Raw genomic sequence first — 24,240 nt, 5'->3', positions numbered from 1 at the left:
AAACAGCGATCTTTTTATTCAAAGTGTGAAGGGATATCTGTTCAACGTTCTAAGCAAATGGCATCGCTTAAGCAGTCTTTGCCTTGATCGGGTTGGACCATACGTAGTTGAATAAAATGCGCCAATTGTCTTTGTAATAGTTGATCTGCACCGAGGCGCTGCGCATGAGCGGAAGCAGGCAAGATGATTTGAGCCGCTCTTTGTTCAGGGCTGAGCGCCACGAACTTTAAAAATAAGCGCGCTTGATCTGTCACAATTGAATTTTTCAGTTCAGCGAGGCGTTTAATTTCTTCCAAATAGTTGCTTTGCACGGTATAGCCATCGTAAACGCGTTGAGTATCGAGTCCGATAAACAAGAGGGTGCAGTATAGATTCAATAGATGACGTGCATCTTGGTGGTAGCTACTTTTCGGATATTGCTGTAAATAGCTTTCCCAATACAGCGCACGATCCGCAATTTCTTTGGCGTCAATTTTGACCTGACTACCAATCACGGCAGGGTATTGATTTTGTGTTGCCAGATGTTCAATAAACTCTTGCTCTGCGACAGGGAGATAAGGCGCAAAAATTTTGGCTAAATATTCAGGGCTACGGCGGTAATGCACTTGTCCTTCGCCTGCATCAAACAGCTCGACATAAGACTGCCCTTGGTGTTTGATTAGGTATTGGTCGCGAATGGTGAGTTGCTCAAAAAGACTTTGTTGAATGGTCGGATGTTGAGCCATTTCTAGGGCATAGCTTTCAAAAGCGCGCTGCTGTTGCGGCGTACGTTCAACCGATAAAAAGTCATGGTACATTTTATTGGATAAACCCAATAAATGCTTTTGTTGTTGAAAGCCGAGTAAAGGTAAACACAGCTTAAGATCTTGATTGATTTGCTCTAGAGCAAAAGTCGTACGTTGTGCATCTATTTCCGACATGTTTTTATCAATTTTTTGGCACAAATCGGTTAAGTCCAAGGTTTGAGTCGAAGATGCTTCTATTTGTGCGGGCTCTTGAAAGCTGACAGGTTCAGGTTTCTGACAGGCAGCCAACAGCGCACACATAAAAATCAGTGCGTAAGGTTTAAGCGAAAATAAAGAAGAATGATTCACAGCGACTCGATCAAAAAACTCAGTTCAGCGACAACACAGTAGAGAAACTCCTTTTCTCCGTGGCTCATTTTATAGGGGGAATGGAATTTTTAATGTGTAGTATTGTGAATGAGTTTGTTGAACGGGCTATGACACTATTCAATATTTACTTCATAATGAACAGATTAGTGCGCGCTATTGTAACCAGTGCAATAAAAAATATACGAAAATAATGACAACTCGTTTTAGTATAGCGTTGCTTAGAACGAGGCCAGTGAGGCGGAAAGGTGGACCAAAAACAATGAAGATTAAATGTGTTCTGGCCAGCTGTGTGTTGTTTTTCGCGCCGTGGAGTCATGCCTTGGATTTGGTCGACGCATTACAACGCGCCAAAGTCAATGATCCTAACTGGCAAGCCAATTTACTCCAATATGAAGCAGATCAACTCAATTTAGGCATTGCTCAAGGTAACTTACTACCTACTATTAGTCTGTCTGGCAATGTGACTCGAAAAAATCAACCCATTGGGCAGGTGAGTTCGGTTCTTTCCATGCCCGATACGACCACCACCAAACAAGTGGCGATTACGGCGCGCCAACCCCTTTTTCGTTGGGATGCGTGGGAAGGGTTGAAACAAGTCAAGACCTCCCTCAGTTTAAGTGAAGTCAATTTACAGCTACAGCGTCAGCAGCACATTTTAGAGGTGACGGAAGCCTATTTTAATGTACTGCGCCAACAAAGTTTAACCGCAGCCAATTTACAAGAAGAACAAGCCTTACTTGAACAACTGAATATGATGAATGCCAAACTCAGAGAGGGTTTGGTAGCAAAAAGTGATGTGAGTGAAGCTAATGCACAGTACCAAAGCGCACAAGCTAACCGCATTGCGACGCATGTACAACTGGTCTTGGCGCAGGAACAACTGGCGCAAATGATCGGGCCTTATCAAGAAAACTTGGCAGTGTTGCGAGAAGACTTTCAGTTTCAAAAGCCTTATCCAGCAGAGCTTTCGGCATGGACTAATTTGGCTCTCGCACAGAACTTAGGCATTCAGCAGGCACGCTTGCAACAGCGCTATGCTGAAGATCAAAAACGGGTTGAACAAGCTGCGTTGTATCCGCAAATTGAAGCTGTGGGAAGCTATGGTTATAGTGAGCAGACTCCTGAGAATATTATGTCGGCCAAAGGCAACTTTGATCAGATTGGTATTGAGATGAATTGGAATGTCTATACGGGGGGGCGAACCAAGAAGTCGATTCAAAAAGCTGCCGTCAACGTCAAAAAATCTGAAGCCGAATTGGATGCTGCCATCCGTAAAGCCAACACCGAGGTGAAAAAGTCTTATTTGCAAGTGGAAACAGACCAAGCCAAGTTGCAAGCACGTAAAGCTGCTATGGAGTCATCCAGCCTCGTCTCTCGTGCCTCCCAAGCGCAGTATCAAGAGGGCTTAAAAACCATGGTCGATGTTTTACTGGCACAGCGCAATGCCTTTTCGGCCAAGCAAGATTATGTCAATACCAAGTATGACTACTTGATCAATGTCTTGCATTTAAAGGCATCTGTGGGTAAGTTGACTGAACAAGATATTCAAGAAATGAATGCATGGTTGGTGGACAAAGCACGCTTATAAAAGGGTCTTGTCATCAAATCTTCACAATTGCTATGCTTTAATATCGCTCAATCTTTAGTCCCTCATGATGTTGCTGTGGAGTGCGTCCTTTGCCAAATAGTCCTGTTTTAAACCATCACATTTCTTCGCAGTTCAATGAAGATTTGCAGGATGTGAACACTAAATTTATGACCATGGGTGGTTTGGTAGAGCAACAAGTGGCAAATGCAATTCATGCGCTACTCGACACCGATGCCAACTTAGCGGTCGATGTTCAGTTTAAAGACAATGCGGTGAATCAGCTCGAACGTGAAATTGATGAAGCTTTGACCTTGATTTTGGCGCGTCGTCATCCTGCTGCGATTGATTTGCGTATGGTGATTGCGATGTCGAAAGCCAATACCGACCTAGAGCGTATTGGTGATGAAGCTGCGAAAATTGCTCGTATTGCGCAAAGCTTATGTGAAGATGGTGAATCCCCTCGCGGTTATATGGAAACGCGTCATATTGGTAACCAAGTCCGTGTCATGATTCATGATGCCCTAGATGCTTTTGCACGTTTAGATGCAGAACAAGCGCTACGTGTGATGATGGCCGATGCTGATATTGACCGTGAATATCAGTCTGCAACACGTACTTTGATGACTTATATGATTGAAGACCCGCGTCATATTGCCCGTGTGATTAATGTGATGTGGGTATTACGTTCATTAGAGCGTATTGGCGACCATGCACGGAATATCTCTGAGCAAGTGATTTACATGGTGAAAGGTTTGGATGTACGTCATACCAGTTTTGAAGAAGTTGAAAAACATATCCAAAAATAAAAAAAGCGAAACTTATTTTTCAAGCACAACTTCGGTTGTGCTTTTTAATGGTTGCTTAATTTTCGGATAAAAAAAATCTCAGACTTTGGGGGAAATCTGAGACTAAAATCGGGGATATTTATCGTTATCGATAAGAGGTTTCCCTCTATCCTTGAATGCCATTATAGGAAAGATGTTTTTCTGCGTCATGTAGGTTCTTGTAGTGTAATGTTGAGTTTTGCAATGGTTGTGTAGCGCTATGTTTACACTTAATTATTTAGATACAAATAACGGCTTTATAACGTCATTGGGTCATCAATATGTCATCTATTTGGGGGGTGGTCATCCCTGTGCTTGGATAGAACATTGTACGAATAAAAATGAAAAGCCCCGATGTCGGGGCTTTTCAAATGTGAAACTGTGTGCTTCGCTTAGTTTAGATAATTTTCAGAGTAATACTCTATTGGTCACGCCAAGCATAGCTTTTCATCTTGCAGCGTGGCGGAGCAGTGCTCCGCTTTATCACGCCTCAGGCTTTAAGCCTTCTGCTTTTTCTAAGCTTTCATCATTGTTAAAGAACTTCTCACGTTGTTCTTCAAGAAACTTTTTCGCATCAGGTTCAAACACATTTAGGCGTTTTTCATTGATTAAAGTGGTTTGGTGCTTTAACCATTCTCCCCAAGCTTGCTTGGAGATGCTTTCAAAAAGTTCTTGGCCTTTTGCACCAGGAAACGGTGCAAAGTCTAAACCTTCCATTTCTGTTTGATATTTACGGCAAAAAACTTGTCGAGTCATATCTAGACGTCCTTATTGAGCATAAAGTTTTTCTAAACGCGCATGGGCACGTTCAATTGCAGCTTCTACTTGCGCAGGTGCAGTTCCACCAATGTGGTTACGTGCATTGACTGACGCTTCAAGGGTTAGTGCTTTTTCAAATACATCCGCTTGAATTAAGTCAGAGAACTGTTGAAGTTGTTCAAGAGTCAATTCAGAAAGATCTTTTGACTCTTGAACACCTAAAGCAACGGCTTTACCCACAATTTCATGTGCATCACGGAAAGCTACGCCATTTTTTACAAGGTAATCAGCCAAGTCGGTTGCGGTTGAGAAACCACGCAGCGCTGCTTCACGCATGATTTCAATGTTTGGCACCAAAGCAGGAATCATGTCTGCAAAAGCCATGAGCGATCCACGCACGGTATCAATCGCATCAAACAACGGTTCTTTGTCTTCTTGGTTGTCTTTGTTATACGCCAACGGTTGACCTTTCATCAGTGTTAACAAGCTCATCAGGTCGCCATAGACACGGCCTGTTTTACCGCGCACTAACTCTGGAACATCTGGATTTTTCTTTTGTGGCATGATTGAAGAGCCAGTACAGAAACGGTCTGGAATGTTTACAAACTTAAACTGTGCAGATGTCCAAAGAATCAGTTCTTCTGACATGCGTGATAAGTGCATCATGATCAGAGACGCCGCAGCATTGAATTCAATACCAAAGTCACGGTCAGATACTGCATCGAGCGAGTTTTCAGAAACCGCTTCAAAACCCAGTAACTCTGCTGTAAATGCGCGGTCGATTGGGTAAGTGGTACCCGCAAGTGCTGCTGAACCTAAAGGCATACGGTTAGTACGTTTACGACAGTCAATGAGACGTTCAGAGTCACGTACTAACATTTCAAACCATGCCAACAGATGGTGACCAAAAGTCACGGGCTGTGCCGTTTGTAAGTGGGTGAAGCCCGGCATAATGGTATGTGTGTTCTGCGCAGCAATACTCAAAATACCTTTTTGTAATTTTTTCAGTAATTCTAAAATGGCATCGATCTCATCGCGGACATAGAGGCGAATGTCGGTTGCCACTTGGTCATTACGGCTACGACCGGTGTGGAGCTTTTTACCTGTGATGCCAATCCGTTGAGTCAAACGTGACTCAATGTTCATGTGCACATCTTCTAGGTCAATACGCCATTCGAACTGACCCGCTTCGATTTCAGCTTGAATGGTGTTTAAGCCATTAATGATGTCATCGCGTTCTTGTTCAGTCAGAACGCCAACTTTTGCAAGCATGGTCGCATGAGCAATAGAACCTGCAATATCTTGTTTATAAAAGCGTTGGTCAAATTGTACAGATGCTGTAAATTCAGCAACAAAGGCATCAGTAGCTTCAGAGAAACGACCGCCCCACATACCCGAAGTTTGGGCTTGTGACGGATTTGAGGAATTAGAAGATGTGGTCATGTCGGCTCAATAAGATAAAAAGCGGTAGAACTCGCATGAGTATAACAAATTCAAGACAACTTGCCGAAGTTCAAGATGCGCAAAGTTTAACTTCCAGTATGGTTAAGCCAAATATCTCTTATTTATTTAGCAAAATCGTGCAATGGCCGCATTTGTTGGAATTATTTGTTGGGGGAAATTTGTTGGCCATGCTGTTGGCTTTGGCCGAGGCACAGTCTTGGTCAAACTTGGTGTTTGAGCATGTGCTGGGCTATATGCTTTACATTAATTGGGTTTTACTGTCTTTTGCTGCGCTAATGCAATATGGACAAAAAAAGTTGCAGAATTTGGGTCTGGGTATGACTTTATTGTCAGGCTTTTTTCTATTGCAGATCATTGTGTTGGTGACCACGCTCAGCCTTAATATACTGATCTTCTTTGGAGCTAATTTTAGTTTCAAAGGTTTGACTTCAGTCATCTTATGGAATGATGTGGCTTTGCATTTGGGTTATGGCTTGTTGTTAGGCAGCTTTTGTTTTCGTTATTTGTACCTAAGAGAGCAATGGTTTAGGCAGCAAAACAGTGAGCTGAATGCACGGGTACAGGCGATGCAAGCCCGTATCCACCCGCATTTTTTGTTTAATAGTTTAAATAATGTGATTAGCTTGATCGCGATTGATCCAGATAAAGCCGAACAGATGTTGCTCAATCTATCGCGTCTGTTTAGAGCCAGTTTCCAAGAACTCAAACTGGTCAAGCTCAGTGATGAAATTGAGTTGTGTCAGCGTTATTTGGCGATTGAGCAAATTCGTTTGGGAGATCGTTTACAGGTTGAATGGAAAATCGAGCATGCCGAATTGTGTAAGCAGGTACAAATTCCACTCTTAACTTTACAACCTTTACTTGAAAATAGTATTTTTCATGGTGTTGAAAAATTTTTAACTAAGAGTACGATAAGTGTACTGATTGAAATATTGCAAAATCAAGTTAATATCGTCATAACCAACCCATTTACAAAGGAAACAATTCATAAACGACAAGGACATGGTATTGCCATTGAAAATGTGAAGCAGCGTCTAGAAGCATATTTTGGGCGAACTGTGAGCTTTCAAACCTATGCAGGGGAGGGAATGTATACCACTGTTGTGCAGTATCAATATAAATAAGCCGCAGTGAACCTATAAAAATAAACAAGGTGACTGTTGGGGAGGAGATAAATGGACATCCTAATTTGTGATGATGAGCCTTTAGCAATCGAACGTTTGTCTAGATTGGTGAGTCAGCTCGGACATCAAGTGGTGGCAACAGCCTCACATGGTCAACAAGCAATTGAATTAACTCAACAATATGAACCAGATGTGGTGCTTTTAGATATTCAAATGCCAGAAATGGATGGGTTGACCTGTGCGCATTATTTGCGACAGCTTGAACCGATGCCTGCTTTGGTGTTTTGTACGGCTTATGATGAACATGCGCTCGATGCATTTAAGTCACATGCAGAAGGTTATTTATTAAAACCAGTGATGCAACAGGAATTGCAACAGGTGCTTGGTCACCTCACTAAATTAACCCAAGCTCAAATGAGCGAGATAAAACAAAAAGAAAATATGGACGAATTTAACGTAAAGCGACATCAAATCGCAGCGAAAACCTATCGTGGTGTGGAATTGGTGCCCATTGAAAATATTTATTATTTTTTGGCGGATCAAAAATATGTCACGGTACGCCACAAAAACGGCAGTGTCTTAATTGATGAAACCTTAAAAGACTTAGAGCATGAGTTTGGGGAGGCCTTTATTCGTATTCACCGTAATGCCTTGGTTTCAGTTCACTTTTTAGAAGGGCTTGAAGTGGTCAACTCTGGGCAGTATCAAGTGCGTTGCCGTGAGTTAGATGAGCGTCTAGCGGTGAGTCGACGGCATTTACCAGGTTTGCGTGAGCGCTTACATAAGCTTTAGCACACCAATTTAATGACTCTGCTGCTGATGAGACGGGGCGCTTTGGGCTGAATACATTTCCAATGGGGGAAATTCAGTTTAAGATAGTTTCATTCTTATTGGCACATACTAAAATTTATGAAAACCCTAAAGATCGCTACTCGACAAAGCCCGCTTGCTCTTTGGCAAGCTGAACATATTCGTGCTCGTTTAGAAGCACTGCATGCGGGGCTCACAGTAGAGTTGGTGACTTTTGTTACCCAAGGGGACAAAATTTTAGATACACCATTGGCAAAAATTGGTGGCAAAGGTTTATTTGTCAAAGAGCTTGAAGCAGCGTTATTGGATGGTCGTGCCGATTTGGCGGTGCATTCGATGAAAGATGTTCCAATGGCTTTGCCTGAGGGTTTATCGCTGGCCGTCATTTGTGAGCGTGAAGATCCTTTAGATGCTTTTGTGTCGAATAGTTACGCGAGTTTTGATGCATTGCCACAAGGAGCAAAGGTCGGCACTTCGAGTTTGCGCCGTAAATGCCAAATTTTAAAACAACGACCCGACCTAGAGATTATCGATTTACGTGGCAACGTGGGAACGCGTTTATCTAAATTGGATGCGGGTCAGTACGATGCCATTATTTTGGCCAGTGCGGGATTAAAACGCTTGGGGTTGGCAGAACGTATCCGTCATACCATTCGACCTGAGTTGAGTTTACCTGCCGTGGGTCAGGGCGCTTTAGGGTTAGAGTGCCGTGCAAATGATCAAGCGGTATTGGATTTGATCCATCCTTTACTGCATGTAGAAACCGATACCTGTGTTCGCGCTGAACGTGCTTTCAATGCTTATCTTGAAGGTGGATGTCAGGTACCCATTGCAGGCTATGCCACTTTAGCAGACAACCGTATTCAGCTCGAAGGGCGTGTGGGGAGTGTCGATGGGCAAACGCTACTCAAAGCACAAGTGGCGGGTGATGCCGCTGAAGCCGAACATTTGGGGGTTGTCCTTGCACAAGAGTTATTGGCTCAAGGTGCAGGTGATTTACTCAAAGCCTTTTATCACTAATATGTCTTAACGATGCTGTTTATTAATACGCGCCCTGTTGATCGCGCGGCAAGCCTCACGATGGCACTAGAGCAACAGGCTGTTGAGGTCTATCCATTGCCGTTACTGGAGTTGTTGCCTAGAGCATGGGATCATGATCTGGCACGCTTGTATCGACAGTTAGCGCACACCCAAGTGATTGTGGTGGTCAGCCCCAGTGCTGTGCAGTTTGGTATGGCACATTTGCTGCAAAACGGTTTAACGGTGTCCGATTTACAGCATATTCAATGGATTGCGGTTGGACAAAAAACAGCGCAGGCTTTGGCTGAATATGGTGTGGACAGTGTGGTGCCTGAGGTGGAAACCTCTGAAGGGATGTTACAACTGCCTGTTTTGCAGAACTTAGCCAGTGATGCAAGTATTGCATTTTGGCGAGGAGAAGGTGGGCGTCAGTTTATGATGGACACCTTAATGCAACACGGGCGTCATATACTGAACTTTGTTTTGTATGAGCGCCATTGTCCAAATGAAACGATGCAGCAACAGGCTGAACTAATTCAATGTTTATCAGAACATAATCACTACGTCGCACTGATCAGCAGTGAGGCCAGTTGGCTGAATTGGTTAGCGCTGCTGGACACAAATATTCAGCTCCTGCAAAAAGGACACTTTTTGGTGTTGGGTGAGCGTTTGGCACAGATCTTGAAACAGTATCAACAGCAAATGCATGTGCCGTTTAAAATGAGTGTACTGAAAGATTTAAAGACAGCCGCGATTGTACAGTTGTTACAAAGTGAGCAAGGGAACGCATGAAGAAGATTCTTATCATTGTATTGATGGCTGCATTGGCGTGGATTGCGAAGCTAAGTTATGACGTGTGGGGGCTGAGTACACAGCAAGCCACGTTGCTCAATGAAATGCACCAAATCGAACAGCGCAGCGCCAATTTGAACGATCAAGTCGTGGCTATGCAGCGTCAAAAAGAAACGTTGAAACAAGACCCAACAGCAGCGAATGCGACGATTAGCCAACCTGCCGAATTGGTGGTTGAAGGCATTGATCCAATTTTGTTTATTAAGCAACAGCTGGACTTGGTTGAGTTTGCCTTAAAGCAACAGCAGTATGTGGTGGCCACTGATAAGCTGGCCTTTTTAGATATGCAGCTGGAAAAATATAACTTGGCTGTGGCGTTGAAGCAAAGTTTGCATCAGGTCATAGCGCGAGATATGCAAACCATTCAGAAGTTTGTGGCTGAGCGCAATGAGCAGCAAGCGCTGATTAACCGCCAGCTGCAACAGATTGATCAGGCTTTAAGTCGAGAAATACAACAACCTCAGTTAAACACCACGCGCGATACGTCCGAATCCTTTTGGAAGCAATGGTTGAGGCTCGAACCTGCGCAAGCACCTGCAACAGCGTTAATGCAACGACAAATCGTGCTTAAAGAAGCTCAGTTACGTTTACTGTTGGCACGCCAAGCCTTAGCTGCAGGGCAATATACCGAATATCAAAAAGACTTAACCGAAGTGATGCTGTTGATCCAACAACTTCCAGACCCTAAAGCCAAAGAGCTGTTGAAACAACTGAATAAGCTGAAAACATTGGTGGTTGTCCCAACGCCTATTTTAAGTACGCGTGCGTTGTTGGGGTAATGGAATGAAACAAATACTGATTGCTTATGGTTTGGTGAGTTTAATTGCAATTGCTGCGTTGAGTGTCTTGAGTTATGGGCATGGTGCAGGTTATGTCTACGTGTTTTGGCATGACTGGCAGTTACAAACCAATCTCTGGATCGTATTTATTGCGCTAGCGTTGCTCAGTTTTAGCTTGCATTTGGTTTGGTTGGGGCTAAAGCGTTATCTCAGTCGAGAAAAACGCAAAGCGGAAACCGTTTTTGATTTTAAAAGTTTGCATCCTTATGAACAACTGGCTGTGATTTGGTTGTTGGATGCAGGCCGAGATCAACAAGCCTTTATTCAAAATGCCTTCACGCAGTCGGGCTTGCTCAAAAGTATTATCGATGCACGTTTATATTTGATGCAGGAGCAGTTCCCTGAAGCCTTAAGCGCCTTGAGCCAAAGCAATGCCATGGCCTTTGAGTTGGCTGAACTGCAACGTATTGAACTGTTTTTAGCACAAGAAGATGCAGAACAAGCTTTAACTCATCTAGAGTTTCTCAATCAACATGAACTGTCACCTTGGCTTAAAGATGTGCAAACCGCTTATGAAGCGTGTTTAAAAGAGCTATGGGGGCGTTTTGCGATTCAGTTTCCATGGCTTTATTTACGCTCAACGCAATATGGTCATTTAGATCAAGATGTGAAAAAAGCATGGCTGAAGCGTTTGTTGATAAAATTTGATCAAGCTAATTATGAAAATTTAGAGGATTTAAAACAACGTTATTTGGACTTGTCTGATCAGATTTTCAGCCGCAGTTATGATGTTCAACTGCTGTGGCTTAAGTTATTAGCACGTATGCCAGACATGAGTGAACAGCACGAACACTTGTCGATTTATTTGCTCAATCAGCAGTTTAATTCGGAAGTATTTTATTTGTGGTTCCAGCAGCAACTTTTGAAACAGCAACCCGATTATGTGGACTTGCAGCAACACATTGAAGCATGGGAGGCGAAGTATACGAGTGTGCCGGTTTTGAGTTTTGCCAAGTGGCATATTTATACTGCTTTAGGCATGCAAGAGCAGGCAGATGCGTTATTAAGTTTATATCCAGATAATGTATTAATGAACTATTTAAGAATCAAATCGACTTTAAATGGTGATGAAGATTTAATTAAACAGTTAAATTTAATTTTTGAAAATAATGCAAATTTTGTAGAAATGAAAATATAGGTGCATAATGCAGAGCGTTTTAGATTACCCATTGGTTTATACTCAACACGTGGCTTGGGGAGATATGGATGCCTTTGGTCATGTTAATAATGTCATGTATTATCGTTATGTTGAAAGTGCGCGTTTGGCTTATATTGAACATACGGGTATTTTATCTGCTGATGTGCTAACTGTTGTTGCATCAAATCAGTGCAAATATTTAAAACCAGTATTTTATCCAGACCAATTAAAAATTAGTGCACGTATTGAAGAACTCAGAAATAGTGCATTTCGTATGCACTATTTATTATGGAGTGAACAGCAACAAGCATTCGTTGCGGAAGCAGAAGCGGTCATTGTTTGTGTCGATAAAACCAATATGCAGAAAACATTAATTCCTGAACTGGTGCGTCAAAAACTCAAAGAATTTGAGTTAACGGTCGGTCATCAAATATAAATATCTTTTTATTTATTTTAAAAGTCGCTAGACTATATAAATACTGTCTAAGTATTGTTGTTTAAGTCATGGATGAGTTGAGTCTTTGGTCTAATCAAAATATTATTAAATAGACTCAGTAAATAAAATGTTGGTTAATGGAGTTAATGTAATGCCAGATATTAGTAATTTATCCGTAGAAGAGTTAAAGCGTCTACAAATCGAAGCGGAAGCTTTAATTGCATCTAAAAAAGATCAAGCAATTGAAGATGCTTATACCCAAATTAACGCGATTGCGGAAAATGTAGGCTTAAGCATTGAACAAATTTTAGAGTTTGGCGCGACTAAGCGTAAAAAAGGCACACGTAAGTCGGTTGAACCGCGTTACCGTAACAAAGGCAATGCTGCTGAGACATGGACTGGTCGTGGTAAGCAACCACGTTGGTTAGTGGCTCAGTTAGAAAAAGGTGCGAAGCTTGAAGATTTTCTAATCTAAGTCATCACCTTGTCACAGATGTGACATAAGCTTAAAAAACCAAGCATCATCTGCTTGGTTTTTTTTATAGTTAAAGTTTGGTGTTGTTGTAAAATTATGCATAATGTCTATCAAAGAAAGACAAGAAATGAAGCAAGGAAGAATAATTGAAAGTTCGTGGTGGGAGAATCACAAAACCTAAATACATCACGTGGTGGATGTTTGCAGTCGTTGCCTTTTTAATTTTTGTTTTGCTGCAAATTCCTGCGGCATGGCTCATTGCAAAATTTTATAAAAACAACCAAGTTTTACATAACGTCAGCGGTAATATTTGGCATGGACAGGCCGATTGGCAAACTGGAAAATTGCGTGGAACTGTGCTTTGGACCACCCGACCTTTAGATTTACTGCTCCTTCGTGCAGGAGCCAATCTCGAAATTTATAGTGCCAATACCAAGCTTGAAGGCGTTTTGGCCTATGGGTTTGGAAAAAAAATAATGGTGCGTGATTTAAACGGACAAATTGCACCCGAAACGTTAAAGTCGTTGGCCAATTGGCAATGGCCGAGTAATGCAATTCAGTTACAAGAAATTGATTTTAATTATAAAAAAGAGCAGGGATTTGACCAAGTAGATGGGGGAATACAATGGGCAGGCGGCGAACTCATGTATATCTTTGCGCAGCGCCCACAACAAATGCAGATTCCATCGTTGGCGGGTCGTTTGTCGCAGGAGCAAAATAAGCTGATGGTCGATTTACGCGATCAACGACAACAGAAACTGATGAACCTGACCATCGACCCAAGTCTGATGCTAGATGTGCAATTAACCCAGCGTCTCATGTTGAATGTCCCGTCATATCAAGGCAAAGCAGGCCTAGATAGTTATGTGGTGAGTTCACGTCAGCCTTTACTTAGTGGGGGCTTTTAATGGGTTTTGATCTGCAAAAATTACCAGAAGTGAATCTCAAACAGTTTGAACGTATAGCGCCACTGTGCTTAATGCTTTTGATCTTGGCACTATGCTGGAAGTTGGCTGGCTTATTTTGGCTTTGGGTAGCGCCACCACAAGTCATGCAAATGCCACGCGTTGAATTGGGTTCACAGCAACCACAAGTTCCGAATATTACCAATTTTGCGTTATTTGCAGAGCAAAGTAAGAATCCTGCAGATGATCAGCTCAATTTACAGCTACAAGGGGTGGTGGTTGGGCAACCTAGTCAGTTCTCATCGGCTGTGATTAAGGCAAATAATGTGGCAGAGCGTTATCGAGTGGGGGAAAACATCGAAGGCAGCGCTTATTATTTGGCAGAGGTGTATTGGGATCGCGCGATTCTCAAAAATAACAGTGGGCAAACCCGAGAATTGTTTTTTCAAGGGATTGATAATTTAGATCAGCAAATTGTGCCCCCATCAACAGCACCCGTTGCAGCGCCTGCTGTGAGTCAAGAGCAGCAAGCATTAGGCCAAGCAGTACAGAACTTACAACAAGATCGTGAGCAATATTTAAAAGATTTGGGTGTAAATACCAATAATACAGGGCAAGGTTATCAAGTCACTGAGCAAACACCAGCTGCACTGCGAAGCCGTTTAGGCTTGCAGGCAGGGGATCAGATTATGTCTTTAAATGGTCAAACGATCGGACAGGGACAAAACGACGCGCAGTTGTTAGAACGTGCGCGCCGTGAAGGACAAGTAAAAATAGAAGTGAAACGTGGTGATCGTATCATTACGGTACAACAGAATTTTCAGTGATCGAACATCACCAATATTAGTTAGGAATGACTTGGATTTATGGCTTTATTGAATCACCGCCCTGTTTGGGCACTGACAATCGCAGCGCCTTTGCTTGCTATGGTGAGTACAGCCAGCTATGCACAAACATGGAAAATTAATCTGCGTGATGCGGACTTAACTGCATTTATTAATGAAGTTGCGGATATCACTGGGAAAAACTTTGCAGTTGATCCACGGGTACGCGGCAATGTCACGGTGATTTCAAACAAAGCGTTGAATAAGCAAGAAGTCTACGACTTGTTCTTAGGGGTCTTGAATGTCAATGGTGTGGTCGCGATTCCTTCTGGACGGACCATTAAAATTGTGCCTGACAGTAATGTCAAAAGCTCAGGCATTCCCTATGATGTTCGTCATCGTGCCACAGGCGATCAGGTTGTGACGCGGGTGATTTGGCTGGAAAACACCAATGCCAATGACTTGATTCCTGCACTGCGTCCATTGATGCCGCAGTTTGCGCATTTATCTGCGGTGAATGGCACCAATGCACTGATTGTGTCAGATCGCGCCAGCAATATTTATCAGCTTGAGACCATCATCCGTAACTTGGATGGGACGGGACAAAATGATATCGAAGCGGTGTCGTTGCAGTCGAGTCAGGCTGAAGAAATGATTGGGTTACTAGAAAGTATGAGCGGAACGGGCTCGATCAAAGATTTAAAAGGTTCCAGAATACGAATTATTGCAGATAATCGAACCAATCGGATTATTCTAAAAGGAGATACCGCGACGCGTAAACGTATTCGCCAAATGATCGAGATGCTGGATGTACCTGCTGCGGAGCGTCTAGGCGGATTGAAAGTGTTCCGCTTAAAATATGCCAGCGCCAAAAGTTTATCCGAAATTTTACAAGGTTTGGTCTCAGGGCAGGCTGTTAATTCTAGCCAGTCTAATGACAGTAATAACAATAGTAATTCCAGCTATAACCAAAATAATAGTTCGAGCGAAGGTTCATCGTCTCAGATTTCCACGCCAAGTATTAACTTAAATAGCCAGTCCAATCGCAATCAGAACAACATCACCAGCTTTAACAGTAACGGGGTCAGTATTATTGCCGATAGTTCGCAAAATGCATTGGTGGTCAAAGCAGACCCTCAGTTGATGCGTGAAATTGAGTCTGCTATTCAACAGTTGGATACCCGTCGTCAGCAAGTCCTGATCGAGGCGACTATTCTCGAGGTGGAAGGTAACGATGCCGACCAACTGGGCGTGCAATGGGCGATGGGTGATTTAAGTAGTGGTGTTGGGATTATCAATTTTGACAATATTGGTTCGAGTCTCAAAAGTATTGCTGCAAACTATTTAACGGGGGGGGGTGCGGGGGCTGCAAGTGCAATTGGCGCGGGTGGTTCGTTAATCCTTGGGGATTATAAAGAAGGCAGTGATGGCTCGCGTCAGTTATATGGCGCGATGATCCAAGCATTAAAAAGTAATACCAAGTCGAATTTGCTGTCTACCCCATCGATTGTCACCATGGACAATGAAGAAGCCTATATTGTCGTGGGTGAAAATGTGCCGTTTGTAACAGGCTCAGTTTCTACCACCTCTTCAGGTACAGCCAATCCCTACACCACCATTGAACGTAAAGATGTGGGTGTAACGCTTAAGGTGGTGCCGCATATTGGTGAAGGGGGCACCATCCGCTTAGAGATTGAACAAGAAGTTTCGGATGTCAAAACCAATAAAGGTGAAGCGCAGGATTTGGTCACCAGTAAACGTGCGATTAAAACCTCGGTCTTGGCTGAACATGGCAATACCATCGTTTTAGGCGGCTTGATTTCAGATAATACCTCTTATTCACGCCAATCGATCCCAGGTCTTGGTGCAATACCCGGATTGGGACGTTTGTTCCGCTCAGATGGTAAGTCAGATCAGAAACGCAATTTGCTGGTTTTCATTCATCCGACGATTGTGGGGGATGGGGAGTCTGCACGTCGCCTTTCTCAGCAGCGTTACAGTCAGCTTTATAGTTTGCAGTTGGCCATGGATAAAGATGGTAGCTTTGCTAAGTTGCCTGAAAATGTCGATGATGTCTTCCAACAGCGTTTGCCTGTGACATCAACCAAACCGACCTTGCCACAATCGTATCAACAGGTGCCAAGCAGTCCAACCTCAACGCAACCGATGGTTGAAACAACACCTGTGGCTATTGAGCCTGCGATTCGTAAACAGCCGATTGCTAATGTTCCTAAAAATACCACCTCGCGTCAGCTATACCCAAGGGTTTATCCCCAGATTGGCTTGAACCTAATGGAAAATGTTCAAGGTGCTCGCGTGGCACACATGGCTCAGGCGGTATCGACAAGCTATTCCATCCCTGAGCGATATACTGAGAATGTCTCGATAGGTTCAGCCTAGCTGTCCAGCCATTCATCTGTGAGGGAAGGTGAAATGGTAAAGAATATTCTCTGTGTTATCATAAATCAGCACATAGAGAGATAAGTCATGACTTGGAAAATACAAGCAATTACTGGCGAATTAACGGGTCAGGAAATTAGCATTGACCGTGATATGTTGGTCGGTCGTCATCAAACAGCGGATATTGTATTACAACAATCTGAAATTTCGCGTAAACATGCGGCCTTTTTACTGAAAGAACAGGCTTTGTGGCTACAAGACTTGGGTTCTTCAAATGGCACGTATGTGAATGATGTGCAAATTGCGGCAGAAACGTTGTTGAAGCAGGGTGATATCGTCCAGTTTGCAAGCTTAAAATTTTCGGTCTTTGAGCCTGCGAAAGCGTTAGAAGACGTGGTGGAATCGGTAGAGGCGGCAACTTTGGGTGCAGCTGTGGTTGAAGCGCCGATTAGCCAGCCATCAGAAGCGGTAGCTGCTTCAGAAACGGCCCAAGCGGAAGTGAGTGCTGATGCGCCTGTTGTTGAGCCAGTACAGCCGAAAACGGCAGCACAGCATATGAACGATCAGGGCATGCCTGAGCTAAAAGAACGCGATGGTAATGTGAGTTTAACGCGTGACGGTATGCCGCAAAATGTCGGTATTCCGAAACCCGCTCCTATTCCTGCAGGGGTGGATTTGACTGCGCCTAGCGTGCCTCAGGTTGAGAACAACGAGGCTCCAAAAGTACAGGTTGAACAAGAGGCTGAAACTCAGAAAAATGCCTCGCTGGGGTTAATCTCGATTATTGTCTTGATTATTTTAGCGATTATTGCTTGGCTGATGTTCAAATAAAACGCAGATCACACTACAATCAAGGCATGCACAAGCATGCCTTGATTGTTTTTGGGCAGTACACGATAAAATTGGGTGAGGGTGAATGAATATTGCAAATGTGGCACAGCGAGAGGTTTTACTTTTCGATCTAGATGGAACCTTGGTGGATTCAGCAACAGATTTACATCGTGCCATGAATATGAGCCTGAATGCTTTACAACTGCCTACTGTTACTGAGGCGCAGGTGAGGGTCTGGGTTGGTAAGGGAACAGCGCTGTTTTGTCAAAGTACCTTGCAGCATTTAACGGGTAAAGTTGATCCTGCCCAGCAACAACAATTGTTGGATACGTTTTTAAAAATTTATAATGCCGACCCATGTGTGGAAACTCAGCCTTTCGATGGCATTCTTGAGTTTTTAGAATGGGGCTTGGCGCAAAAGAAAACCATGATTTGCGTGACCAATAAACCTGAAGCGCCTGCACGTGCTATTGTCGATCATTTAGGTATGAATCATTATTTTGCGGATGTCATCGGCGGCGATCGTTTCGAAGAGCGTAAGCCGCATCCACGTCAATTGTTACACTGTGTTGAGCAATATGCGCAAAGCAAAGATCAGGTCTTAATGATTGGGGACTCATCCAATGATGTTGAGGCTGCACGCCGTGCGGGTATTGATTGTGTTGTGGTCAACTATGGCTATAATCATGGTGAAAATATTTTAGACTGTCAGCCACAGCAAGTGGTGGATAATCTGTGTGAACTGATCGGGTAACTTTGCAAACGAAGGAATAAACATGAGTAAACATATGACTTTTCGATGGCGAAACTCCAAGCACTAATTTTAAAAACTGATCACGCCATATTGAAAAAATAGAGAACACTCATGACAACGCAAACTCAATTCGATCAACTCAAAACAGCGGGTTATAACCTGATTCCTGTCTATCGTCAGCGCTTAGCCGATACTGAGACACCATTGTCCGTCTTTGCGCGCCTAAAAGAGCATAAGCAAGCCTATTTGTTTGAATCTGTGGAAGGTGGGGAGAATTGGGCACGCTATTCTATTATTGGTTTAGGTGAATCTACCGTGTTCTCATGCAACGCGGGTGAGCTAACCATTCAACAAGCCGACGGCACCATAGAAAAACAACCTTGTACAGATCCGTTTCAATTCATCCGGGATTTTCAGTCGCGGTATAAAGTACCTACTCAAGCTGATTTACCTGCTCTGCCAAGCTTTACAGGGGGCTTGGTGGGCTACTTTGGTTATGATGCGGTACGTTATATTGAACCGCGTTTAAACAACGCGCCAGAAGCAGATCCAGTGGGTTTGCCTGATATTTGGATGATGCTGTCTAAAACAGTGATTGTGTTTGATAACTTAAAAGATACGCTATTCCTGATCGTGCATGCCGATGTGGTTGACGCGGATGCATATAACCAAGCCCAGCAGCAACTGGATGCATTGGAAGATTTACTCGCAACGCCAATTAGTCTAAAAGCCACGCCGCATACTGCACCGCATTTTGAGTCACTCACGGGCAAAGCAAAATTCTTAGAATCGATTGAAACGGTGAAAGAATACATCCGTGCGGGCGATGTGATGCAGGTGGTACCAGGGCATCGCATGGTCTCTGACTTTGATGGTGAGCCTTTACAAGTCTATCGTGCGCTACGTCATTTGAACCCATCGCCTTATTTGTTCTTGGTACAAGGGCAAACTTTGGAAAATAATCAGCCTTTTCATATTGTCGGTTCTTCCCCTGAAATTTTATCTCGCCTTGAAAATGGGATTGCAACCGTACGTCCGCTGGCAGGAACACGTCCACGTGGTAAAACCAAAGAAGAAGATTTAGCGCTTGAACAAGACTTGCTGTCGGATGAAAAAGAGATTGCTGAACATTTAATGCTGATTGACTTGGGTCGAAATGATGTCGGTCGTGTCTCGAAAATTGGCAAAGTGCAAGTGACTGATCAAATGGTGATCGAACGTTATTCGCATGTCATGCATATTGTTTCCAATGTGCAAGGTGAAGTTCGTGATGATGTGGATGCCTTGGATGTTTTTAAAGCAACTTTCCCTGCAGGCACACTTTCAGGTGCGCCAAAAATCCGTGCGATGGAAATTATTGACCAAGTTGAGCCCGTAAAACGTGGAATTTTTGGTGGTGCTGTTGGTTATTTAGGCTGGCATGGCGAAATGGACATGTCGATTGCAATTCGTACCTGCGTTATTCGTGAAAATAAGGTGTATGTTCAGGCAGGAGCGGGGCTTGTTTATGACTCAAATCCTGAATCTGAGTGGAATGAAACCCAAATAAAAGCTCGCGCAGTGATCAAAGCGGTTGAATTATCGTCAAACGGATTGATTTTGTGAGTTTTTGACGTTTTTTTTGAAAAAAACACTTGCAAGGATTTTGAGTTTTGCTAAACTGCACACCGTTCCGATACGAAACGTACGAAACACTAAGAAACGCCGGCATAGCTCAGTTGGTAGAGCAACTGACTTGTAATCAGTAGGTCCACAGTTCGAATCCGTGTGCCGGCACCATCTTAGAAAGTTGAGTAGGTTGAGTAAAGAGCGACACTGAAGTAAGTGTAAAATGGTGAGGTTCCCGAGCGGTCAAAGGGGGCGGACTGTAACTCCGCTACGAAAGTTTCGAAGGTTCGAATCCTTCCCTCACCACCAATTTTAAGACTTCAAGAAAGTGGTCTTTGTACCAACATCGTGCGGGAGTAGCTCAGTTGGTAGAGCGGTAGCCTTCCAAGCTACATGTCGCGAGTTCGACCCTCGTCTCCCGCTCCATTTGAAGTTTTATATTTGCTCTTATAGCTCAGTGGTAGAGCACTCCCTTGGTAAGGGAGAGGTCTCGAGTTCAAATCTCGATAAGAGCTCCAGATTACAGTTTAGTAGAATTTCTACAAATTTTTTAAAGAAGCAGGCTTATTAGTCTGCTTTTCAAGTATTTGGTGTTTGATTTTTTAGGCGATGTGTCGATACTGAGTTGTTTATACCTGTGTTCGACGTAAACGAGGAAGATGAACATGGCTAAGGCTAAGTTTGAACGTAATAAGCCACACGTTAACGTGGGCACAATCGGTCACGTTGACCATGGTAAAACAACTTTAACAGCTGCAATTGCAACTGTATGTGCGAAGAAATTCGGTGGCGAAGCGAAAGACTACGCTGCAATTGACTCTGCACCAGAAGAAAAAGCACGTGGTATTACAATTAATACTTCACACGTAGAATACGATTCTCCAACTCGTCACTACGCACACGTAGACTGCCCGGGCCACGCCGATTATGTTAAAAACATGATTACTGGTGCTGCTCAGATGGACGGCGCGATCCTTGTATGTGCTGCGACTGATGGTCCAATGCCACAGACTCGTGAACACATCCTTCTTTCTCGTCAGGTTGGTGTACCTTACATTCTTGTATTCCTTAACAAGTGTGACCTTGTTGATGATGAAGAACTTCTTGAATTAGTAGAAATGGAAGTTCGTGAACTTCTTTCTACTTATGACTTCCCAGGTGATGACACTCCAGTTATCCGTGGTTCAGCTCTTCTTGCACTTAACGGTGACGCTGGTCAGTATGGCGAAGAAGCAGTTGTTGCGCTTGTTGACGCACTTGATACTTACATTCCAGAGCCAGTACGTGCAATCGACCAAGCATTCTTAATGCCAATCGAAGACGTATTCTCTATTTCTGGTCGTGGTACAGTAGTAACTGGCCGTGTAGAAACTGGTATTGTGAAAGTAGGCGAAGAAGTTGAAATCGTTGGTATCAAAGATACAGTTAAAACAACTGTAACTGGCGTAGAAATGTTCCGTAAACTTCTAGACGAAGGTCGTGCGGGCGAGAACTGTGGTGTTCTTCTACGTGGTACTAAACGTGAAGACGTACAACGTGGTCAAGTACTTGCTAAACCAGGTGCAATCAAGCCGCACACTAAATTTGATGCAGAAGTATACGTACTTTCTAAAGAAGAAGGTGGTCGTCACACTCCATTCCTTAACGGTTACCGTCCACAGTTCTACTTCCGTACAACTGACGTAACTGGCGCGATCAAATTGCAAGATGGCGTTGAAATGGTTATGCCTGGTGACAACGTAGAAATGTCAGTAGAATTAATCCACCCAATCGCAATGGACCCAGGTCTACGTTTTGCGATCCGTGAAGGTGGCCGTACAGTTGGTGCTGGTGTAGTTGCTAAAGTAACTGCATAATTATAAAATAAAATTACAAATTGGGGTTTCGACTCCAATTTGTTTTGCAGGTCAGTAGTTCAATTGGTAGAGCGTCGGTCTCCAAAACCGAATGTTGGGGGTTCGAGTCCCTCCTGGCCTGCCAACTTTTTTATAAAAGACGCTTGATGTCGGCAAAACTGGTCATATAATAAGTCGCGAAACCTACGACGAGTACAAAAATGTCGAATGAAAAATTACGCGACGCACAAAGCGACGCGGCAATCCCTCAAAGAAATAATTCTGCTGAAGTAGTTAAATCTGGTTCTCCCCTAGACGTCGTCTTATGGATTATCGCATTGATTTTATTAATTGGTGCGACCATGGTGAATCAACACCTACCAGCGTATTGGGCACCAGCCAACGATATCTGGGTGCGCGTTGGGGTAATTTTGGCTTGTATCATCGTGGCATTCGGTTTATTATACGCCACCCATCAAGGCAAAGGCTTTGCTCGTTTGTTGAAAGACTCACGAATTGAGCTGCGTCGAGTGACTTGGCCAACGAAGCAAGAGACCATGACCACATCTTGGCAGGTGCTTGCGGTTGTAGTTGTTGCATCCATTTTATTATGGTGTTTTGACTACATTTTGGGCTGGTTAATGAAGTTTATTATCGGGTAAGAGAGCTATGAAACGTTGGTACATTATTCATGCCTATTCAGGTTATGAAAAACAAGTGATGCGTTCACTTAATGATCGAATCCAGCGTAGCGCTGTAGCCGATAGCTTTGGTGAAGTCCTTGTTCCTACCGAAGAAGTGGTAGAAATGAAGGATGGTAAGAAACGTAAATCTGAGCGTAAGTTCTTTCCAGGCTATGTATTGGTCGAAATGGAAATGAATGATGAAACTTGGCACATTGTTAAAGAATGTCCAAAAGTTTTAGGTTTTATTGGTGGTACGGCTGAGAAACCGGCGCCAATTACCCAACGTGAAGCAGATGCGATTCTTGCTCGTGTACGCAATACTGGTGAAGCACCACGTCCGAAGACGATGTTTGAACCAGGCGAAGAATTACTCGTAATTGACGGTCCATTCACAGACTTTAAAGGTGTGGTGGAAGAAGTTCTATACGAAAAGTCACGTTTAACGTTGACCATTAATGTATTTAATCGACCAACTCAGGTTGAGCTGGAATTTCGCCAAGTCGAAAAATCAGTTTAATTGGATGTGGTTGAAAAACGCCTGGCTTATTGATAAGTCAGGCATTGTTGTTGTAACGGTATCGTTACTTAGAAATTGGGGAGCCTTCATCGGCGTTTGTACCCAGAGGTAATTTGAAATGGCTAAGAAGATTGACGGCTATATCAAGCTGCAAGTTCCAGCTGGTAAAGCGAATCCATCTCCACCGATTGGTCCTGCATTGGGTCAACGTGGTGTTAACATCATGGCATTCTGTAAAGAATTCAATGCTGCGACACAAAAACTTGAAGTTGGTTTACCAATTCCAGTCGTGATCACTGTGTACAACGACAAGTCGTTCACATTCATCATGAAAACTCCTCCTGCATCTATTCTTCTTAAGAAAGCTGCTGGTATCCAAAAGGGTTCTGCTGTACCTAACAAAACTAAAGTTGGTAAGTTGACTCGTGCTCAATTGGAAGAAATCGCGACTACTAAAGAACCAGATTTAACTGGTGCTGATTTAGACGCACGTGTTCGTACCATCGCTGGTTCTGCACGTTCTATGGGCTTGGAAGTGGAGCTATAAGACATGGCAAAGTTAACTAAACGTCAAAAAGCCATTGCTGCTGCTATTGAAGCAAACAAAGTTTACACTTTAGAAGAAGCCGTAGCTGTTCTTGCTGGTCTTCCTGCTGCGAAATTCAAAGAATCTTTGGATGTTGCGGTAAACCTAGGTGTTGACCCTCGTAAATCTGACCAAGTTGTTCGTGGCGCGACTACACTTCCTGCAGGTACTGGTAAAACTGTACGTGTAGCTGTGTTTGCTCAAGGCGCTGCTGCTGAAGCTGCTAAAGCTGAAGGCGCGGACGTGGTTGGTTTTGATGACCTTGCTGAAAGCATCCAAGCGGGTAACCTTGACTTTGATGTAGTGATTGCTGCTCCTGATGCAATGCGCGTTGTGGGTAAGTTGGGTACGATTCTTGGTCCACGTGGCTTAATGCCAAACCCTAAAGTGGGTACTGTAACTCCTGACGTAGCTGGTGCAGTTAAAAATGCAAAAGCTGGTCAAGCACGTTACCGTGTAGACAAAGCGGGTATTATCCACGCTGCGATCGGTCAAGTAGATTTCTCTGCTGAAGCTGTTCGTCAAAACGTTGAAACTTTGATTGCAGACTTGAAAAAGTTAAAGCCTGCGACATCTAAAGGTGTATACATCAAAAAGATCACTTTGAGCTCAACTATGGGTCCAGGTCTTGTTGTTGATGTAAACAACGTTTCTAACTAAGTTTAACTTAGACAGAATTTTAAAGCCCTGAGTAATATTTGAAGCACTGCTTCAAATATTACGCAAGAGAAACCGGTTTCGGACTACTTGCAAACTTAGGCAAACTTTGAATTGGTAAATGTAGATTTATCAGCGTCAAAGACCTCAGGCGAGAGTAATTTCGATTACTTTCTTAATTTCCCAGCCTGAG

24 protein-coding genes and 5 tRNA genes are annotated in these 24,240 nt (G+C 43.4%); 26 read left to right on the top strand and 3 right to left on the bottom strand.

Annotated features, from left to right (window positions below; all coding sequences use genetic code 11):
- Positions 1-41 precede the first annotated feature (41 nt).
- Positions 42-1,094: a hypothetical protein gene (locus JZ787_RS09605; RefSeq protein ID WP_346312193.1), complete on the bottom strand. Its 1,053-nt coding sequence runs from the start codon at positions 1,092-1,094 to the stop codon at positions 42-44.
- A 280-nt stretch (positions 1,095-1,374) separates the two neighbouring features.
- Between JZ787_RS09605 and JZ787_RS09600 the strand changes: the two genes are divergently transcribed.
- Complete coding sequence (locus JZ787_RS09600) at positions 1,375-2,703, top strand: TolC family outer membrane protein (RefSeq protein WP_346312192.1); 1,329 nt, start codon at positions 1,375-1,377, stop codon at positions 2,701-2,703.
- Between the two features lie 89 nt (positions 2,704-2,792).
- On the top strand, positions 2,793-3,509 hold the full coding sequence (gene phoU / locus JZ787_RS09595) for a phosphate signaling complex protein PhoU (protein WP_004692799.1): 717 nt from the start codon (positions 2,793-2,795) through the stop codon (positions 3,507-3,509).
- Positions 3,510-4,010: 501 nt separating this feature from the next.
- Here the strand turns inward: phoU and JZ787_RS09590 are convergent.
- Entirely contained in the window at positions 4,011-4,283 is a 273-nt protein-coding gene (locus tag JZ787_RS09590) for an oxidative damage protection protein (protein ID WP_004978611.1), read from the bottom strand.
- A gap of 12 nt (positions 4,284-4,295) precedes the next feature.
- Entirely contained in the window at positions 4,296-5,729 is a 1,434-nt protein-coding gene (gene argH, locus JZ787_RS09585; RefSeq protein WP_058868743.1) for an argininosuccinate lyase, read from the bottom strand.
- Here argH and JZ787_RS09580 point away from each other — a divergent pair.
- The 24 genes from JZ787_RS09580 to rplA all read left to right on the top strand — a co-directional run bounded on the left by JZ787_RS09580 (position 5,720) and on the right by rplA (position 24,050).
- A complete protein-coding gene (locus tag JZ787_RS09580) occupies positions 5,720-6,874 on the top strand; it encodes a histidine kinase (RefSeq protein WP_346312191.1) in 1,155 nt (384 codons plus the stop codon). The two genes, argH and JZ787_RS09580, sit on opposite strands and share 10 nt — an antisense overlap.
- Positions 6,875-6,925: 51 nt before the next feature.
- Complete coding sequence (locus JZ787_RS09575; protein ID WP_004978616.1) at positions 6,926-7,666, top strand: LytTR family DNA-binding domain-containing protein; 741 nt, start codon at positions 6,926-6,928, stop codon at positions 7,664-7,666.
- A 117-nt stretch (positions 7,667-7,783) separates the two neighbouring features.
- Positions 7,784-8,704 (top strand): hydroxymethylbilane synthase, encoded by a 921-nt coding sequence (gene hemC, locus JZ787_RS09570; RefSeq protein ID WP_218289277.1) that lies wholly within the window; start codon positions 7,784-7,786, stop codon positions 8,702-8,704.
- A 12-nt stretch (positions 8,705-8,716) separates the two neighbouring features.
- On the top strand, positions 8,717-9,496 hold the full coding sequence (locus JZ787_RS09565) for a uroporphyrinogen-III synthase (protein ID WP_346312190.1): 780 nt from the start codon (positions 8,717-8,719) through the stop codon (positions 9,494-9,496).
- Positions 9,493-10,335 carry a hypothetical protein gene (locus tag JZ787_RS09560; protein ID WP_346312189.1) on the top strand — a complete coding sequence of 281 codons (843 nt, stop codon included), beginning with the start codon at positions 9,493-9,495 and terminating at the stop codon, positions 10,333-10,335. Before JZ787_RS09565 ends, JZ787_RS09560 begins: the two co-directional genes overlap by 4 nt.
- 4 nt (positions 10,336-10,339) lie before the next feature.
- Entirely contained in the window at positions 10,340-11,533 is a 1,194-nt protein-coding gene (locus tag JZ787_RS09555; protein WP_346312188.1) for a heme biosynthesis protein HemY, read from the top strand.
- Positions 11,534-11,540: 7 nt separating this feature from the next.
- Positions 11,541-11,969 (top strand): thioesterase family protein, encoded by a 429-nt coding sequence (locus tag JZ787_RS09550; protein WP_004978627.1) that lies wholly within the window; start codon positions 11,541-11,543, stop codon positions 11,967-11,969.
- 127 nt (positions 11,970-12,096) lie between these two features.
- The gene (locus tag JZ787_RS09545; protein ID WP_171056712.1) at positions 12,097-12,444 is read left to right on the top strand and encodes an H-NS histone family protein; all 348 of its coding nucleotides are present in this window, start codon (positions 12,097-12,099) and stop codon (positions 12,442-12,444) included.
- A gap of 197 nt (positions 12,445-12,641) precedes the next feature.
- Complete coding sequence (gene gspN, locus JZ787_RS09540; RefSeq protein WP_078425920.1) at positions 12,642-13,352, top strand: type II secretion system protein N; 711 nt, start codon at positions 12,642-12,644, stop codon at positions 13,350-13,352.
- The gene (locus JZ787_RS09535; protein WP_238893712.1) at positions 13,352-14,176 is read left to right on the top strand and encodes a type II secretion system protein N; all 825 of its coding nucleotides are present in this window, start codon (positions 13,352-13,354) and stop codon (positions 14,174-14,176) included. The genes gspN and JZ787_RS09535 overlap by 1 nt, the downstream gene beginning before the upstream one ends.
- A 39-nt stretch (positions 14,177-14,215) precedes the next feature.
- On the top strand, positions 14,216-16,573 hold the full coding sequence (gene gspD / locus JZ787_RS09530; RefSeq protein WP_346312187.1) for a type II secretion system secretin GspD: 2,358 nt from the start codon (positions 14,216-14,218) through the stop codon (positions 16,571-16,573).
- Between the two features lie 87 nt (positions 16,574-16,660).
- Positions 16,661-17,404 carry an FHA domain-containing protein gene (locus JZ787_RS09525; RefSeq protein ID WP_346312186.1) on the top strand — a complete coding sequence of 248 codons (744 nt, stop codon included), beginning with the start codon at positions 16,661-16,663 and terminating at the stop codon, positions 17,402-17,404.
- Positions 17,405-17,489: 85 nt separating this feature from the next.
- Entirely contained in the window at positions 17,490-18,158 is a 669-nt protein-coding gene (locus tag JZ787_RS09520) for an HAD-IA family hydrolase (protein ID WP_346312185.1), read from the top strand.
- A gap of 111 nt (positions 18,159-18,269) precedes the next feature.
- Positions 18,270-19,763 (top strand): anthranilate synthase component I, encoded by a 1,494-nt coding sequence (gene trpE / locus JZ787_RS09515; protein ID WP_148826887.1) that lies wholly within the window; start codon positions 18,270-18,272, stop codon positions 19,761-19,763.
- Positions 19,764-19,861: 98 nt separating this feature from the next.
- A tRNA-Thr gene (locus tag JZ787_RS09510) sits at positions 19,862-19,937 on the top strand.
- Between the two features lie 54 nt (positions 19,938-19,991).
- Positions 19,992-20,075: transfer RNA gene (locus tag JZ787_RS09505), tRNA-Tyr, on the top strand.
- 41 nt (positions 20,076-20,116) lie between these two features.
- Positions 20,117-20,192: transfer RNA gene (locus JZ787_RS09500), tRNA-Gly, on the top strand.
- A gap of 17 nt (positions 20,193-20,209) precedes the next feature.
- Positions 20,210-20,284, top strand: a tRNA-Thr gene (locus JZ787_RS09495).
- Positions 20,285-20,431: 147 nt separating this feature from the next.
- Positions 20,432-21,622: an elongation factor Tu gene (gene tuf / locus JZ787_RS09490; RefSeq protein ID WP_010325730.1), complete on the top strand. Its 1,191-nt coding sequence runs from the start codon at positions 20,432-20,434 to the stop codon at positions 21,620-21,622.
- 48 nt (positions 21,623-21,670) lie between these two features.
- Positions 21,671-21,746, top strand: a tRNA-Trp gene (locus tag JZ787_RS09485).
- A gap of 76 nt (positions 21,747-21,822) precedes the next feature.
- Positions 21,823-22,263 carry a preprotein translocase subunit SecE gene (gene secE / locus JZ787_RS09480; RefSeq protein WP_004692774.1) on the top strand — a complete coding sequence of 147 codons (441 nt, stop codon included), beginning with the start codon at positions 21,823-21,825 and terminating at the stop codon, positions 22,261-22,263.
- A 7-nt stretch (positions 22,264-22,270) separates the two neighbouring features.
- Positions 22,271-22,804, top strand: a complete 534-nt coding sequence (gene nusG / locus JZ787_RS09475) for a transcription termination/antitermination protein NusG (RefSeq protein WP_004692772.1) — start codon at positions 22,271-22,273, stop codon at positions 22,802-22,804.
- 118 nt (positions 22,805-22,922) lie between these two features.
- Positions 22,923-23,351 (top strand): 50S ribosomal protein L11, encoded by a 429-nt coding sequence (gene rplK, locus JZ787_RS09470; protein WP_004668262.1) that lies wholly within the window; start codon positions 22,923-22,925, stop codon positions 23,349-23,351.
- A 3-nt stretch (positions 23,352-23,354) separates the two neighbouring features.
- Complete coding sequence (gene rplA, locus JZ787_RS09465; RefSeq protein WP_010325731.1) at positions 23,355-24,050, top strand: 50S ribosomal protein L1; 696 nt, start codon at positions 23,355-23,357, stop codon at positions 24,048-24,050.
- Positions 24,051-24,240: the final 190 nt, after the last annotated feature.

It is taken from the genome of Acinetobacter sp. BWR-L5, assembly GCF_039655985.1.
Classification (GTDB): Bacteria; Pseudomonadota; Gammaproteobacteria; order Pseudomonadales; family Moraxellaceae; genus Acinetobacter; species Acinetobacter johnsonii.
This window is presented reverse-complemented; position numbering and strand designations above follow the sequence as displayed.

Excerpts from the sequence above, each read along its gene's own strand:
- JZ787_RS09600 (WP_346312192.1), top strand. The coding sequence starts at position 1,375 with ATGAAGATTAAATGTGTTCTGGCCAGCTGTGTGTTGTTTTTCGCGCCG.
- JZ787_RS09590 (WP_004978611.1), bottom strand. The coding sequence starts at position 4,283 with ATGACTCGACAAGTTTTTTGCCGTAAATATCAAACAGAAATGGAAGGT.
- JZ787_RS09580 (WP_346312191.1), top strand. The coding sequence starts at position 5,720 with ATGTGGTCATGTCGGCTCAATAAGATAAAAAGCGGTAGAACTCGCATG.
- argH (WP_058868743.1), bottom strand. The coding sequence starts at position 5,729 with ATGACCACATCTTCTAATTCCTCAAATCCGTCACAAGCCCAAACTTCG.
- JZ787_RS09575 (WP_004978616.1), top strand. The coding sequence starts at position 6,926 with ATGGACATCCTAATTTGTGATGATGAGCCTTTAGCAATCGAACGTTTG.
- hemC (WP_218289277.1), top strand. The coding sequence starts at position 7,784 with ATGAAAACCCTAAAGATCGCTACTCGACAAAGCCCGCTTGCTCTTTGG.
- JZ787_RS09565 (WP_346312190.1), top strand. The coding sequence starts at position 8,717 with ATGCTGTTTATTAATACGCGCCCTGTTGATCGCGCGGCAAGCCTCACG.
- JZ787_RS09560 (WP_346312189.1), top strand. The coding sequence starts at position 9,493 with ATGAAGAAGATTCTTATCATTGTATTGATGGCTGCATTGGCGTGGATT.
- JZ787_RS09555 (WP_346312188.1), top strand. The coding sequence starts at position 10,340 with ATGAAACAAATACTGATTGCTTATGGTTTGGTGAGTTTAATTGCAATT.
- JZ787_RS09550 (WP_004978627.1), top strand. The coding sequence starts at position 11,541 with ATGCAGAGCGTTTTAGATTACCCATTGGTTTATACTCAACACGTGGCT.
- JZ787_RS09545 (WP_171056712.1), top strand. The coding sequence starts at position 12,097 with ATGTTGGTTAATGGAGTTAATGTAATGCCAGATATTAGTAATTTATCC.
- gspN (WP_078425920.1), top strand. The coding sequence starts at position 12,642 with ATGTTTGCAGTCGTTGCCTTTTTAATTTTTGTTTTGCTGCAAATTCCT.
- JZ787_RS09535 (WP_238893712.1), top strand. The coding sequence starts at position 13,352 with ATGGGTTTTGATCTGCAAAAATTACCAGAAGTGAATCTCAAACAGTTT.
- gspD (WP_346312187.1), top strand. The coding sequence starts at position 14,216 with ATGGCTTTATTGAATCACCGCCCTGTTTGGGCACTGACAATCGCAGCG.
- JZ787_RS09525 (WP_346312186.1), top strand. The coding sequence starts at position 16,661 with ATGACTTGGAAAATACAAGCAATTACTGGCGAATTAACGGGTCAGGAA.
- JZ787_RS09520 (WP_346312185.1), top strand. The coding sequence starts at position 17,490 with ATGAATATTGCAAATGTGGCACAGCGAGAGGTTTTACTTTTCGATCTA.
- trpE (WP_148826887.1), top strand. The coding sequence starts at position 18,270 with ATGACAACGCAAACTCAATTCGATCAACTCAAAACAGCGGGTTATAAC.
- tuf (WP_010325730.1), top strand. The coding sequence starts at position 20,432 with ATGGCTAAGGCTAAGTTTGAACGTAATAAGCCACACGTTAACGTGGGC.
- secE (WP_004692774.1), top strand. The coding sequence starts at position 21,823 with ATGTCGAATGAAAAATTACGCGACGCACAAAGCGACGCGGCAATCCCT.
- nusG (WP_004692772.1), top strand. The coding sequence starts at position 22,271 with ATGAAACGTTGGTACATTATTCATGCCTATTCAGGTTATGAAAAACAA.
- rplK (WP_004668262.1), top strand. The coding sequence starts at position 22,923 with ATGGCTAAGAAGATTGACGGCTATATCAAGCTGCAAGTTCCAGCTGGT.
- rplA (WP_010325731.1), top strand. The coding sequence starts at position 23,355 with ATGGCAAAGTTAACTAAACGTCAAAAAGCCATTGCTGCTGCTATTGAA.